This window comes from Megalodesulfovibrio paquesii, from assembly GCF_054653055.1.
In genome coordinates this window covers 63,774-78,528 of the sequence record NZ_BAAIGQ010000008.1, presented here as the reverse complement: position 1 = coordinate 78,528, position 14,755 = coordinate 63,774, and the positions used below count along the sequence as shown (strand labels likewise).

Genomic DNA, 14,755 nt, shown 5'->3' with positions numbered 1-14,755 from the left:
TGAGCGGTTGCGTCGCAGGCGCCCGGCGTGCTAGCCTTGCTTGCAGCGGGCCCATGTGGCATACGGCCCACGGAAGCCATGGACACTATGGATGCCGCGGGGCCAGACACGGGAGGCGGTCATGACATTCCAATTCTCCCTTTCCGACACCGAACAGCGCTACCTGAAGACCATCGCCCGGGAGGCCATCGAGGCCGGACTCAAACATCAGGCCTACACCCCACCCGAGCCGCCCACGGCCACGTTGACGGAACCCCTCGGCGCCTTTGTCACCCTCACCCTGGATGATTCCCTGCGCGGCTGCATCGGCCATGTGATTGGTGATGCGCCCCTGCATACCACCGTGGCCCAGATGGCCAGGGCTGCAGCCTTTGATGACCCGCGCTTCCCGCCCCTTTCTGTGCGGGAATTTGCGGCCATGCATCTGGAAATCTCCATTCTCTCCCCGGTCACGCCCTGTCCGGACCCGCAGCAGGTGGAGATTGGCCGCCACGGGCTCATCGTCAGCCGCCAGGGCCGCAGCGGCCTGCTGCTGCCCCAGGTGCCCGTGGAATGGGGCTGGGACCGGGAGACCTTTCTGCAGCAGACCTGCCGCAAGGCCGGCCTGCCCACGGACTGCTGGACCCGCCCGGACACGCAACTGTTCTGGTTCGAAGCGGTTGTCTTCTGAACATCGTCAATCTTCGTCAGACTCTGTAAACATCATTGCGGTCCGACTTCTGGAAGGCTATTGTCGCCGCATCACGTCGATCAATGGAGCGAGGAACCCCATGCGTTTCGTTTCGATCATCGCCACGCTTGCCGTGTTGTTTTCTCTGGTCTTCCCGATGGCGCTCCTGGCCCAGAACGCGCCCGCAGCCGCCAAACCCGAGGCGCAGCAGCAAAAGCCCGCGCCGGCCCCCCCGGCCACTCCGGCCGCGGCCAGCAAACCCGGCGTGCCCCTGGCCGTGGAGCATCAGGGTGGCGATGCCGTGGGCGGCTCCCTGGCGTACAAACTCAAGGATCTGGCCGGCCGCTCCAGCCTTTTTCAGCTGAGCACTGTTGATGAAAAACGCATCAAGCTGCTGATCCGCACCCAGGAAGAATTCAAGGACCGCCCCAACGACGCCTCGATTTACAGCGCAGTGTGGGTGTATTCGGAAAGCGAGTCCACCCTCAAATACTTTCTGGATGTGGAGAGCGGCCTTGTCTTTGCCGGCTCTGCCGATGCCAAGGCTCAGGCGTTGCTTTCTAAAACACAGGAACTCGCCAGCCGGTACGGGTACCTTTTCGAATAAGGGAAGAGCATGGCCTGCATCCTGGTCGTGGATGACGAGGAATCCATCCGCATTACTTTCCGGGCGTTTCTGGAACGCGAGGGCCACACCGTCCTGGTGGCGAATGGCTGTGCCCAGGCCCTCGCCCGCCTGGAGGAGCGCACTCCCGATCTGCTGTATCTGGATATCCTGCTCAACGGGCAAAGCGGGCTGGATGTCCTGAAATACGTGCGGGATAAGCAGCTGCCCTGCCTGGTGGTGATCATCACCGGCGAGCCGTCCCTGGAATCGGCCACCGATGCCTTGCGCCTTGGGGCCTATGACTACATCTCCAAACCCATCAACCGCGATTCCCTGTTACACAGCGCCCGGGTGGCCCTGAACCACAAGTCCCTGCAGGACGAAAAGCGCCGGCTGGAGACGGAAAAGGAGTTGCTGCGCCTGCACCTGGAAGCCATTTTCCAGAGCATCTCCGCCGCAGTGCTGACCTTTGACAAAGACTTGCAGATCCTGAGCGCCAATTCCGCCACCCACACGGTGTTGCGGCTCAACCCGGACCGCCTGCCCGGCCAGAGTTGCGCCCGGGCGCTTGGGCCGCGGCACGAAGCTTTTTGCCATGTGGTGGAACAAACGCTGCAACAGGCGCCGGTGCGCGAATTCCGCGTGGAACTGCCTGCGGGCGAGTTTCCGGCCCAGACGCTGATGCTGGACTGTTCCCCCCTGCAGGACGCCGGGCAACGCCGCCTGGGCGCCGTGCTGCTGGTCCGGGACATCACCCGGCTGGCCGGCCTGGAACGCGCCCTCAAGGACCGCCAGAGCTTCCGCAAAATCATCGGCAAGAGCAAGCAGATGCAGGACATGTTCCAGCTGGTGGAAGAGCTGGCCAAAACGGACACCTCCGTCCTCATCACCGGCCCCAGCGGCACGGGCAAGGAACTGGTGGCCGAGGCCCTGCACATGAGCGGGCCGCGAGCCTCGCAGCAGCTGGTGAAGGTGAACTGCTCTGCCCTTTCCGAAAACCTGCTGGAAAGCGAGCTCTTTGGCCATGTGCGCGGGGCCTTTACCGGCGCGGTGCGCGACAAGATCGGCCGCTTCAAGCTGGCCCATCGCGGGACGATTTTTCTGGATGAAATCGGCGATATTTCCCCGCGCATTCAGCTGCACCTGCTCCGCGTACTGCAGGAAAAGGAATTTGAACGCGTGGGGGACACAGATACCATCAAGGTGGATGTCCGGATCATTGCCGCCACCAATGTGGACCTCCGGGAAAAAGTCCGCCGCGGGGAATTCCGGGAAGATCTCTTCTACCGGCTCAAGGTGGTGGAGCTGCAGCTGCCGGCCCTCAAGGACCGCCGCGAGGATATCCCGCTGCTCCTGGACCATTTCATGGCCCTCTTTGCCCGGCAACTGAACAAACACATCCACGGCATCTCGGAAGAAGCCCTGGCCCTGATCATGGACTACCACTGGCCGGGCAACATCCGCGAACTGAAGCATGCCCTGGAGCACGCCTTCATCCTGTGCCGGGGGGAGCGCATCGAGCTGGAGCACCTGCCCAAGGAACTGCGCGAGGCCGCAGGCGCCGGGGCTGCTGGCATCAGCAGTCCCGCTGTCTCGCTGGACGTGCAGGCCCTGCGCGATGCCCTGGTCCGCACGGGCGGCAACAAGGCCAAGGCTGCGCGGTTGTTGGGCATCAGCCGTCAGACCATCTACCGCAAGCTGGAGGAATTCGGCATTGCGGAATAGCCGTCTTCCATGGCGTTGCCAGCCCTGTGGTCTCATGCTAGGGAATAGTACCCTGCACCCCGTCCCCATATGCCGGGCAGGAGGCGTTGTCCGATCTCCGGCCAGTCCCTCCAGCCCGCCAGCACCCCCGGTGGTCCGGACCGCACATGCCGCACATTGAATGCATCAACACGCTGGAGGCGTTCGAAGCCCTGGCCGAGCCCTGGGATGCGCTGGTTCTTGCCTCGCGGTTTCCCGCTCCCATGCTGTTGCATGATTGGGCCAGCTGCTGGTTCCATACCTGCGGCAAGGCCTATCAACCGGAAATTCTGGTCGTCTGGGAGGAAGGAAAGCTCGTTGCCGCCGCGCCCCTGTGCCGCCGTCGCCTGTGTGTCGGCCCGGCGCCGGTGTGCGATGAGCTGCGCACGCTGGGAGCAGTGGGGGTGGCGGGATTGTATTATGACTTCCCCGTGCATGCCCAGGCCAGCCCCGACGTGTTCCACCTGCTGGTGGAGGCCCTGACTGGTCAGGAACACTGGCACCGTCTGCGCCTGGAACGCATGGTGTCCGGCTCCGGCGTGCTGGAGGCCTTTCGGTCGCAGCACCTGCTGCCCAAGGGGATGATTGCCGAATGCGCGGAAGCCACGCCCTGCCCCGTGTTGCCCCTGCCAGACAGCATGGAGGCCCTGGAGGCCGGCATGGATCCCATCTTCCGGACCATGCTGCACCGCAAGAACCTCAAGCTTGCGCCGTCCCGCCATGCGGTGGAGTTCGTGCCTGCCATCGGGACTGAAACGCTGGAGGCGGATCTGCACCGGCTGTTCGAGGTGCACACTGTCCGCTGGGCACAAGCCGGGCATGCCGGGGAATTTGCCCTGGAGGACCGCAAACAGTTTTTCCGCCAACTGGCCCCCCGGCTGCTGGCCAAGGGCTGGCTGCGGTTTTCCAAACTGCAGCTGGATGGCCAGGGGCATTGCTACTACTACGGTGTCCAACTTGGGGATCAATATTTCGCCCTGCAGACGGGCATCAGTCAGGAAGGGCTGGCCTGCCACGCCGGCATCTTCACCATGTACCAGCTCATGCGGCAGCTCGTGCCTTCGGCAGCGGCGTTTCACTTCATGGAAGGCGGCGAGGCGTACAAGTTCAAGTGGGGTGCCCGGCCACAGATGGCATATACCATGCAAGCGTGGCAGGGTGTGCGCGGGCAGGCCATGTGGCAGTTGCGTCGGGTCCGGCAAACCATGCAGGATCTACGGCACTCTGTCACCAGCCGGCTGCACCGCCCCGGGCCGATGACGGGGAAGGAACACCTGTCACATTGACAATAATGCATGCGACACATTTGTCTCCGGACGCCCAAAAAATGTGTCACAGGCGTGCATGGTTTTTTCAACTACCTGGAATTTTACATTTTTTAACACAGCTCTCCGCAGGACTGCCCTCCTGCCGGTTGGCATTCGTTTTGCTTAGCAATTGCGGTAGGTTTCATCATACAACACTCCGACGAATCTTGATGCCTATGCTACCCTTGGTAGGAGTCGACGCCCTGCACCAAAGCGGCCCTGATCAGGCCGCCTCCATTCTGCTCGTCTTCCTGCAGGATGATGCCCGAAATGAGATTGAGGACATGCTTGAGGCAGCAGGGGCGGCCTTTCCCGGGCAACTGGCCATCTGGATCGTCGAGGAAACCGCGCTGGCCGATCTGATGCGCCGCTATTTTGTGTCTGGCACGCCGACGTTTTTGCTGTTACGACATAAGATTGAAGCGGCCAGACTGCTCGGCAGGATTGACGCCCACGCATTGCATGCTTTTTTGCGCAGGCACCTGCCCCAGGGGACGACGGTTTCTGCGTAATTGACATTTCCTTCGCCATGCGCGAAGGGTAGTATGAGCGGCCTGTGTTTCCTATGGATTGCCCCCCAATACGCCAGGGATATTGCAGTGCCGCTCACCAATTTCCTGCGGGGACCAGCCTTGGTCCCCGCTCTTTTTTTGTCCTTCCCCTTCGCTGCTGGCAGGCAGCCCAGCCCGCATTTCCGCCCGCCGCAGCCTTTACCAACCCCCAAGGTTCCGGCTATGTTCAGCGGATGAAACCGCACCTGAACCCCGGCGAATTCTCTCTGCTCCATCAACACGGCCACGCCCGCGCCGGCCTGCTGGCCACGGCGCACGGCATCCTGGAAACTCCCGTCTTCATGCCCGTGGGCACCCAGGGGACAGTCAAGGCCCTGGGCCCCGACGACCTCCAGGCCCTGGGCCCGCGCATCATCCTCGGCAACACCTACCACCTCTACCTCCGCCCCGGGGACGAACGCATCGCCCGCCTTGGCGGCCTGCACCAGTTCATGGCCTGGAACGGCGCCATCCTGACGGATTCAGGCGGCTTTCAGGTCTTCAGCCTCCAGGGTCTGCGAAAAATCAAGGAAGAAGGGGTGACCTTCCAGTCGCACATCGACGGCTCCCGCCACCTCTTCTCCCCGGAAAAGGTCGTTTCCATCCAGCGCAATCTCGGCTCGGACATCATGATGGTCCTGGACGAATGCGTGCCCTATGGCGCGGACAAGGAATACACGGCCAAGTCCCTGGAGCTGACCACCCGCTGGGCCCGCCGCTGCCGCGAGGCGCATCCGGCCATGGACTGCGGGCAGATGCTCTTCGGCATCGTCCAGGGCGGCTTCTTCCCCGAATTGCGCGCCGAAAGCGCCCGCCAGCTGATGGACATCCCGTTCGAAGGCTACGCCATCGGCGGCCTTTCCGTGGGCGAATCCCGCGAACAGATGGTGGACATCCTGGCTGGCGTCACCCCGCTCCTGCCCACGGACAAGCCCCGCTACCTCATGGGAGTGGGTACGCCGCAAGATCTTTTGGATGGCATCGCCCTGGGCGTGGACATGTTCGACTGCGTCCTGCCCACGCGAAACGCCCGCAATGGCACGCTCTTTACCAGCTTTGGCAAGACCAATATCAAGCTTTCCAAGTATGCCGAGGATTCCCGGCCCCTGGACCCGGCCTGCAGCTGCTACGCCTGCCGCACCTTCTCCCGCGCCTACCTGCGGCACCTGTACATGGCCCGGGAACTCCTGGCCTACCGGCTCAACACCATTCATAATATCCACTATTACCTCGACCTGATGCGCCAGGCCCGCGCGGCCATCCTCGAAGACCGCTTCGACACCTTCCGCCGCGACATTCTCGCCCGCTACGAAGACGAGACCACCCCGCCAGGAGATGATGCATGACGCCCCAGCCCAATGCGTTGATCCGCGAAAAAAGCCCCTACCTCCTGCAGCATGCCCACAACCCGGTGGCCTGGCTGCCCTGGGGCGAGGAAGCCTTTGCCCTGGCGCGCGAGCAGGACAAACCCGTCTTCCTCTCCATCGGTTACTCCACCTGCCACTGGTGCCACGTCATGGCCCATGAGAGTTTTGAGGACGAGGAAGTCGCCCGCCTGCTCAACGACTGGTTCATCCCCGTCAAGGTGGACCGCGAGGAACGGCCGGACATCGACTCCCTGTACATGACTGTCTGCCAGCTTATGACCGGCGCCGGGGGCTGGCCGCTCTCCATCTTCATGACGGCGGACAAGATGCCCTTCTTCTCGGCCACGTACATTCCCAAGATGACCCGCTTCGGCCGCACGGGCATGCTGGAACTGCTGCCCCGCGTGCACGAGATCTGGGGGCAGCGCCGGCGGGATGTCCTGCAGTCCGCGGCCTCCATCCTGGATCATCTGCGGCAGTTCGTCAGCGGCGATCTCCTGCGCCAGCATCAGACCCAGGACACGCTGACTCCGGCCGTGCTGGACAAGGCCCTGGAACAGCTGCTGGAACGCTTCGACCCCGAGCACGGCGGGTTTGGCGGCGCGCCCAAGTTCCCCTCCCCGCACAACCTGCTCTTTCTGCTGCGTCGCCATGCCCACGCCACTTCCGGTACAGGTTCGGCCGACGCCCTGCACGCCGTGGAGCGCACCCTCACGGCCATGCGCCTGGGCGGTATCTTCGACCAGCTGGGCGGCGGTTTTCATCGCTATTCCACAGATGAACGCTGGCTCCTGCCGCACTTTGAGAAAATGCTGTACGATCAGGCCACCCTGGCCCGGGCCTACCTGGAAGCATACGCCGTGACCGGCACCCCCCTCTTTGCCGAAACGGCCCGCAGTATCTTTGCCTATGTGCAGCGCGACCTGCAGGACCCCACTGGCGCATTCCACGCCGCCGAGGACGCCGACAGCGAAGGCGAGGAAGGCAAGTTCTACGTCTTCACCACAGAGGAACTGGTCGGGATTCTTGGTGAGGAGGACGCCACCCTGGCCGCCGAACTCTTCAATTGCCAGCGCGAGGGCAACTTCCTCGAAGAAGCCACCGGGCACGCCACCGGGGCCAACATCCTGCACCTGACCGCCCCCCTGGAACAGCTGGCCCAGGCCATGGATCTGACTGCTGAAGAACTCCGGCTGCGCGTGGATTCCCTCAAGGCCCGGCTCTTCGCCGCCCGTGGCCGCCGCGTCCGCCCGCACAAGGATGACAAGATCCTGGCCGACTGGAATGGTCTGATGATCGCCTCCCTGGCCTACGGCGCACGGGTGTTGCAGGCGCCCGAACTGGCCGACACCGCCGCCCGCGCCGCAGACTGCATCCTGACCCGCATGGCCATGCCCGACGGCGGTCTCTACCACCGCTACCGCGACGGCGACGCTGCCGTGCCCGGCCTGCTGGACGACTACGCGGCCATGCTCTGGGGCCTCCTGGAGCTGCACCAGACCACCGGGAACGCCGCCTGGCTGGGCCATGCCGTGCGTCTGGCCGGACTGCTGGAGGCCAAGTTCCTGGACGCCGAACGCGGCGGCTTCTTCCTCGCCGCCAGTGATGCTGAGCCCCTGCTGGTCCGGACCAAGGACGTTCACGACGGCGCCATGCCCTCGGGCAACTCCCTGGCCTTTTTTGCCCTGCTCCAGCTGGCCAAGGCCACGGGCAACGCGCATTGGTCCGCGCTGGCCCAGGGCATGCTCGCCGCCTTCGGCAGCGACATCGCCGCCATGCCCCTGTCCTTCACCTTCTTCTGCTGCGGACTGGAAGAGCTGTACCACCCGGACGTGTCGGCACCCACCGCATAACACGGGAGGCAGGAACAACACGACGAGAGAGGATTTCCCATTGCCGATTCCTCTCTCGTTCCAGTTCGCTTTGGTTGATGGCGCGACGATGGGTCGGCTCAAGTTGCCCCGCGGGACCTGCTCTCGGACTTGTCATCGGCGCTGCCAGCGGAGTCTCCATGTTTGAACGCCTCGCCAGCGCCGGCTACGAATGCCTGCTCGTCTCCCACGCCCGGGCCATCCTGGCCGGGGACTTTCCCGCGGCCGTGGCCGAGATTGAGCACGCCCTGGAAGCCTTCCGCATTCCGGTCACCGAGCTCATCGGCTCCGGTGGCGGCGAGGCCGGCAGCACCCAGCGCCTGCGCCGGGCCCTGAACACCCTGGGCTGGGAAAAGCGGCGTGTGGAAATCAAAAAGATCGTCAACGGCGTGGAGCGTGAGAGCATCTCCCACGAAATCGACCACATGAAGTCTTTCCAGGTGGAGGACCGGGCCGCGAGCATTGCCCTGGAAATCGAATGGAACAACAAGGACCCGTTTTTTGACCGGGATCTGGAGAACTTCAAGCGCCTGCATGCCGAGGGGGCCATCTCCGTGGGCGTGATCATCACCCGCGGCAGTTCATTGCAGGATCAGCTGATCCCCCTGGTGCAGCGCTTCGTGGCCGACTGCGGCATCCACACCTTCGAGGATCTGACGCCCTACGGCATCTCCCCCACCCCCCGCCAGCGCGAGCACGTCCTGCGCAGCATGGCCCGCGGCAGGCCCTTTGCCGAAAGTTGGCCGGCCCAGTTTGTGAGCGACAAATACGGCGCCGCCACCACCCACTGGAAAAAGCTCATCGACCGCGTTCACCGCGGCGTGGGCAACCCCTGCCCCCTGGCCCTGATCGGCCTGCCGGCCACCATCATCTCCTCCGCCCCCCACGGCCCTGCAGAGGCCGAAGCCTCGGGACAAGAGACGTAATTTCCGCTGGTGGTTACTCCGGCAGATCAGCCCTCCCCAACCATCTTTGGCAGGGGGCGAGGGGATACCTTTCTCCAAGAAAGGTATCCCCCCGATTCTTTTACTCTTCCCCTCCGGCCTGGGAGTGATTGGCATAGGTGTCCCAGGTAGGGGTGTAGTCGTCGGCGGCCTGGTTGCCCCAGCAGTCCCAGCCCGGGCGCACGCCGCGGGCAAAGAGTTCCAGGAAGGGGCCCGGGGAGCAGGCCTCAATGAGCGGGTATTGCTCATCGGGCTTGCGGCTGTGTTCGCGCTTGCGGGAGCTGAGGTAGTTGACCTGACTGCGGCCGGCCTCCAGGGTGCGGGCGTTCTTGCCGCGCACGCCAAAGAGGATCAGCTCGGTGACGTTGCGGAAGTAAAAGCCCACGCCGCGGCCGTCGGAGCCACCGTCCTTGCGGACCTTGTGCCAGACGAGGTTGGACTTGTACGTGAATCCCCAGGCCTCCAGCACCTGCAGGCCCTCGGGCAGCAGGGCATTGGGCACCCAGAGGTACAGATGGGCCACCTCCGCGGTGATCTCGGCCACGGGCAGGGCCTTGATCTGCGGCAGGGTCATGGTGGGATAGCGGGCGAGACGGCGGTGCTCCGGGGCGACCTTGCCGGTGCGGTTCTGGAACTGCCACGGCGGATCGGCCAGAATCGTGGCGTACCGCTTTCCCGTGCCGGCCACGAACTGGAGCAGATCGGTCCCTGGATCCATGCCTCGCACCATAGTCTTCAATGATTCCACTTAAAAAAAGGAAGAGCGCCGGGGCCAGCACTCCGAAAACGACAGCGCTCGTTGTGGCCTGCCTGCGGGGGGTCTGTCAACGTGTTGTCGCCAGACGCCCCTGTTGAACTCGACCTGGAGCTATTTGATGCGTACGACCTGTGCGAGAAAAGAAACTTTTTGAAAAGTCCTCCTCCCCCGCACTCTCCCTTTCCAATAGGCTGATCGCATTGTGGAACACCCATAAAAAGTCTTTGGAAAGGGGGGGGCGGGGGAAGAACCTTTCTCCAGAAAGGTTTTCCCCCGAAAAGTCTCTGCTACAAAAGCCTTAGTCCCGCTAGTCCCGTTTAGTCCCGTTTGCCGCGGTGCAGGCGGTCGAAGCGGGTGTGGGCCTGCTCCATGAAGGTTTCCAGCTGCAGCCGCGAGGTGGGCGAGGCCGTGCCGTCAAAGGGCATGGCCACGGCCGGCGCGCCGAAGCGTTCCGAGAGCCGGCGGAGCATGGCCGAGACGATGGAGCCCGGCATACAGCCAAAAGGCATGGCATTGACGATGCCCACGGCGCCCCGGTTGAGCATGTCCACGCTCTTGCCCACGGAGAGCACGGCCTCGCCGCGGAAGGTCGGGTGCAGGTAGTGCATGGCGTTGTCCAGCACCTCATGCACGTCCGGCTCCTGCATGGTGGGATGGAAGGCCGCCACCACGCTCTCCTGCTTGTGAGCAATACGGTCCTGGAACCAGTGCTTGAGGGAGAGCTTGAGGAAGCGGGACCAGTCCTTGGCCATGCGGGCATCCACGCGCGCGCCCCAGTTGATGTATTTGACCCATTCATCAATGGGCGCGGTCCAGACCTCGCCGCCCATGGCCTCGATGCGGCCGATGAGTTCTTCGTTGGCGAAGCGGTTGGAGCGGACATAGATTTCGCCCACCACGCCGACGCGCGGCTTGAGCGGGGCGTTTTTGTCCCGGATGTCGTCGAATTCCTGGCGGAACTGATCAAGCAGGGGCAGGAAGTCCACCTTGCCGGGGGTGGCGATGTGCTTCTTCAACCGGGCAAAGGCATCGTCATAGAGCTGGTTGGTGGAGCCGGCCACCTTCTCATACGGCCGGGTGGCGTAAAGGAACTTGAGCAGGATATCCACGGCCACCAAGCCTTCCCAGCTGCGCTTGGCAAAGCCTTTGCCGATGGCGCCCAGGGTCTTGTACAGGTTGGCGTCCTGCACCGGGGAGACCATGGGCACGTCGCCCAGGCCGGCCTTGGCCAGAAGCATGCGCTGCAGCACGTTGTACTGGCCGAAGCGGCAGGGGCCCGTGCCGCCCCACATGAGGAAGGCCGCGCGGGAGGGGTCGAAGTCCTTCTGCATGCCGCGGTGAATCATATCCCCCAGAGTGACGCAGAAGGGGTAGCACTCCTTGCCCGAGACGTGCTTGCGGCCCACGGCCAGGCTCTCGGGCGTGGTTTCCGGCAGCACCTCGGATTCCACGCCGCAGGAGGCGAAGGCCGCTTCCAGGGCATAGGCGTGGTTGCACATGTGCGGGATATACACCGTGCGGCGCACGCCCTCGGCCAGGCCGGCATGAGAGCCGGTGACCGGCGCGGGAGGGGTGATGCGGCGGGAGGTCTGGGCCCGCTCCTGCATTTCCAGGCTGTCGAGAAAGGCTTCGCAACGGGTGACCACGCCGGCATCGGCAGAGTGCTCGTCAATTTCGATGTGCAGGGAGGGTTTGCCGCCCAGCTCGCGCTCCATATAGGGCTCGATGAAGGAGTCCGGCCCGCAGGAGAAGTTGCCGATGATCAGCGGGTGCAGCTTGGGATGCTTGCGGATGTGCCGCACAGCCGAAAGCATGCGCTGGCCGGAACGCCAGTACATCTCGGGCCAGTCGCCGTGAATGTCCTCTGGAGGAAGGAAGTCCATGGGGATGGCCTGGACATTCAGCGTGGCCAGCTTCTTGGGAATCTCCAGGTTCAGGCCCATGTCGAAGGCATTGTAGGGCCGGCCGACGATAACCAGGGTCCGGGCCGAGGAGGCGTCGGCCTCTTCCAGGGCCTGACGGCCGCGAGCCTGGATGCGTTCCTTGAAGGTCCGCTGGGCGTGCTCGGCGGCGTCCATGGCGTTCTGCAGCTCGTCATCCTTCACCCGGAAGGGGGCCAGGGCTTCCCTGAGCCCCTGCAGCAGCTGCTTGCGGCCAAAGCGGTGGGCCTGCACCGGGGCCAGGATGTTGGCCGCGGGCAGGGCGTCGCCCTCGCCTTCCGCCAGGGCCTGCCGGACCTGATAGGGGAAGCTCTGGGTCAGCGGGCAGGCGTGACCGTACTGGAACGGCCCGTGTTCCTCGGCCATGTTGGTAAAGCTGGGCAGGAAGATCTGGTCCAGCCCTTGGGCGATGAGGTGCCGCACATGTCCCAGGGCGGCCTTGATGGGGAAGCAGGTGTCGGCCATGGTCGCCTGCACGCCCAGGCCGATGACCTGACGGTTGGTGCGCGGCGAGAGCACGGGTTCAAAGCCCAATTCCCACAGCAGGGTGCTGTAATAGGGCAGAAAATCGTGAAAAAAGAAGACCCTGGGCAGGCCGATGCGGCCGCGTCTGGCCGGCCGGCCCACGGCCTCGTGCCGGCTGGCATAGGCCTGATGCGCCGCCTCCAGGGCTTCCTCGCGGAAGCCGAAGAGATCCGGCAAGGTGGATTTGACGGACTTGCGGACGTCGTACTTCTCGCAGCGGCCGCCATAGAAGAGGAACCCCTCTTCGCCATCGATCTTCAGCCTGTTGATTTCACACTGGTTATCGCAGGATTTGCAGGCAAAGCTCGTCTGGGTGTAGCCGCGGTCAGCCACGGCAAAACCCTTGAAGGTGGAGTCCTGGCCCGTGATCTGATGGTTTTCCCGTGCGATGAGGGCCATGCCGATGGCGCCGGTATTGTCGTGATGCGGCGGGACGGTGATCTGGCGGTCCAGGAACTTCTCAAACGCCGCGACCACGCCCTTGTTGAAGGCCGTGCCGCCCTGGAAGAAGATGTTCTTGCCCACGGGCCGGCCCTGGACCACGCGGTTGATGTAGTTCTCCACGATGGAATAGGAGAGCCCGGCCAGGAGGTCATCCTTGCCCGCGCCCTGCTGCAGGGAGGCCTGCAGGGAGTTTTCCATGAACACAGTGCAGCGTTCGCCCAGGCGGCAGGGGTTGCCCGCGCCCAGGGCCATGGGCGAGAACTCCGTCTTGACGCACACGCCCAGCTTTTCGGCCTGTTCTTCCAAAAAGGAGCCCGTACCGGCGGCGCAGGCCTTGTTCATCTCAAAGTCAACGATGACGCCGTCCTTGAGCTGGATGTACTTGGAATCCTGCCCACCGATCTCGAAAATGGTATCCACCGTGGGATCAAGGTGCACGGCGCCCATGGCCTGGGCGGTGATCTCGTTCTTGACCACGTCGGCAGCGATGTAGTCGGCAATCATGTAGCGGCCGGAACCGGTGGTGCCCACGCCCTTGACCACCACCTTCGCTCCCTTGCGCGCGGCCAGCTCCTGGCCAATCTCGCGCAGCCCCTGGCGCACGGCTTCGATGGGCCGGCCGGCGGTGCGCAGGTAGCGGGTGGTCAGCACGCTGCCGGCGTCGTCCACCAGGGCCAGGCAGGTGGAGATGGAGCCGATGTCGATGCCCATATAGGCCGGCAATTCACCGGTGACGGTTTCGTCCACCGGGGCCAGCTCGTGCCGGCCGCCGTTCAGGTGGCGGTTGCCAAAGAGGTCGCCATGAATAACCAGCGGGGTACGGCCGCTTTCGGAGAACTCCTCGGCCGCGGCCAGATTGGTCAGCAGGGCCGGCTCCAGCACCACGGCGGTGTTCTCCTGCAGGGCCTTCAGGGCCACGCCGGCAGCGCCGTAGATGGTGGGCGGATCGGGCACAAAGAGATCGGGCTGGCCCAGCACGTCGGCCATGGCCGCGACCACCCCGGCGTTCAGGGCCACACCGCCCAGAAAGGCCACGCGCGGCAGCACGGTACGGTTGCGGATGATGGCGCCCAGATAGTTGCGGGCCACGGCATAGCACAGCCCGGAGACGATGGCCTCCACGGGCGTGGCGATCTGCTGCAGGTGAATCATGTCCGACTTGGCGAACACGCTGCAACGGCCGGCAATGCGCGCAGGCACGCCGCCCTTCTCCAGATAGCTTTTGGCCATGGCGGAGAAGGATTCGATGGTCAGCTGCAGGCGCTCGGCCTGCTGGTCCAGGAACGAGCCCGTGCCGGCGGCGCAGACGGAGTTGAGGGCAAAATCATGCACCTGCCCATCGCGCAGAAAGATGCACTTGGCGTCTTCCCCGCCCATTTCGATGATGGTCTGCACGTCCGGGTGCAGGGTCTGCATGGCCAGGGCCAGGGCGGCCAGCTCATTGACGGCGGGAGCATCCAGCTTTCTGGCAATGAAGGCGCCGGCCGTGCCGGTACAGGCCAGTCGGGCGCCGGGGAACCGGGCGGCGAAGTCGGCCAGCAGCGTGGCAGCCAGATTCAGGGGCTGGCCTTTGTGGCGCTGGTAGACGGTCTCCAGAATCCGGCCGTCTGCTGAAAGGGCGGCGAGCTTGACGCTGACGGAACCGGCGTCAAGACCAAGGATCACGGGTGCGGGCACATCCATGGAAAACGTCCTTCCTCAATGAAAGTCGGGTGATACGGCTGGTTCGTGTGCTCTGGGGCATGGCGCTGGCCAAGTGCCGGGGAGGCTGCAGCCCGGTGTGACCAGGCGGTCAACAGCGATCCTTCGGCAGGCAGCAGGACCATATCCACAAGCCGGCCGGTGTGCAACACGAAAAATGACCGAGTGGTCATAGTGGTTCTTGTCAATTTTCCGCCGCCGTTCGGCCTGCCACTGCCGCAATATTCGTGCGAGCCCCGGCCAAGGCAGTGCTTCCCTTTGCCGGACGGGACTCTTCAGCCATTGGCAAGGGTTTTGCTTCTGCCCAATCGCTTCCCGTAAGCGTCTT

10 protein-coding genes are annotated in these 14,755 nt (G+C 64.0%); 8 read left to right on the top strand and 2 right to left on the bottom strand.

The window, feature by feature from the left end; all coding sequences use genetic code 11:
* Positions 1 to 121 precede the first annotated feature (121 nt).
* The 8 genes from amrA to ACYQ00_RS18610 all read left to right on the top strand — a co-directional run bounded on the left by amrA (position 122) and on the right by ACYQ00_RS18610 (position 9,042).
* A complete protein-coding gene (gene amrA, locus ACYQ00_RS18645; protein ID WP_460033574.1) occupies positions 122 to 670 on the top strand; it encodes an AmmeMemoRadiSam system protein A in 549 nt (182 codons plus the stop codon).
* A 100-nt stretch (positions 671 to 770) separates the two neighbouring features.
* Positions 771 to 1,277: a hypothetical protein gene (locus ACYQ00_RS18640; protein ID WP_460033573.1), complete on the top strand. Its 507-nt coding sequence runs from the start codon at positions 771 to 773 to the stop codon at positions 1,275 to 1,277.
* Between the two features lie 9 nt (positions 1,278 to 1,286).
* Entirely contained in the window at positions 1,287 to 3,002 is a 1,716-nt protein-coding gene (locus tag ACYQ00_RS18635) for a sigma-54 dependent transcriptional regulator (protein ID WP_460033572.1), read from the top strand.
* A 146-nt stretch (positions 3,003 to 3,148) separates the two neighbouring features.
* Positions 3,149 to 4,306 carry a GNAT family N-acetyltransferase gene (locus ACYQ00_RS18630; RefSeq protein WP_460033571.1) on the top strand — a complete coding sequence of 386 codons (1,158 nt, stop codon included), beginning with the start codon at positions 3,149 to 3,151 and terminating at the stop codon, positions 4,304 to 4,306.
* 191 nt (positions 4,307 to 4,497) lie between these two features.
* On the top strand, positions 4,498 to 4,839 hold the full coding sequence (locus tag ACYQ00_RS18625; protein WP_460033570.1) for a thioredoxin domain-containing protein: 342 nt from the start codon (positions 4,498 to 4,500) through the stop codon (positions 4,837 to 4,839).
* Positions 4,840 to 5,072: 233 nt separating this feature from the next.
* Positions 5,073 to 6,224 (top strand): tRNA guanosine(34) transglycosylase Tgt, encoded by a 1,152-nt coding sequence (tgt, locus tag ACYQ00_RS18620; RefSeq protein WP_460033569.1) that lies wholly within the window; start codon positions 5,073 to 5,075, stop codon positions 6,222 to 6,224.
* Complete coding sequence (locus ACYQ00_RS18615; RefSeq protein WP_460033568.1) at positions 6,221 to 8,098, top strand: thioredoxin domain-containing protein; 1,878 nt, start codon at positions 6,221 to 6,223, stop codon at positions 8,096 to 8,098. The genes tgt and ACYQ00_RS18615 overlap by 4 nt, the downstream gene beginning before the upstream one ends.
* 158 nt (positions 8,099 to 8,256) lie before the next feature.
* Complete coding sequence (locus ACYQ00_RS18610; RefSeq protein ID WP_460033567.1) at positions 8,257 to 9,042, top strand: BglII/BstYI family type II restriction endonuclease; 786 nt, start codon at positions 8,257 to 8,259, stop codon at positions 9,040 to 9,042.
* A 100-nt stretch (positions 9,043 to 9,142) separates the two neighbouring features.
* Here ACYQ00_RS18610 and ACYQ00_RS18605 read toward each other — a convergent pair whose 3' ends face one another.
* Positions 9,143 to 9,778: an MT-A70 family methyltransferase gene (locus tag ACYQ00_RS18605; RefSeq protein WP_460033566.1), complete on the bottom strand. Its 636-nt coding sequence runs from the start codon at positions 9,776 to 9,778 to the stop codon at positions 9,143 to 9,145.
* A 356-nt stretch (positions 9,779 to 10,134) separates the two neighbouring features.
* Complete coding sequence (locus ACYQ00_RS18600; RefSeq protein WP_460033565.1) at positions 10,135 to 14,409, bottom strand: acyl-CoA dehydratase activase; 4,275 nt, start codon at positions 14,407 to 14,409, stop codon at positions 10,135 to 10,137.
* Positions 14,410 to 14,755 lie beyond the last annotated feature (346 nt).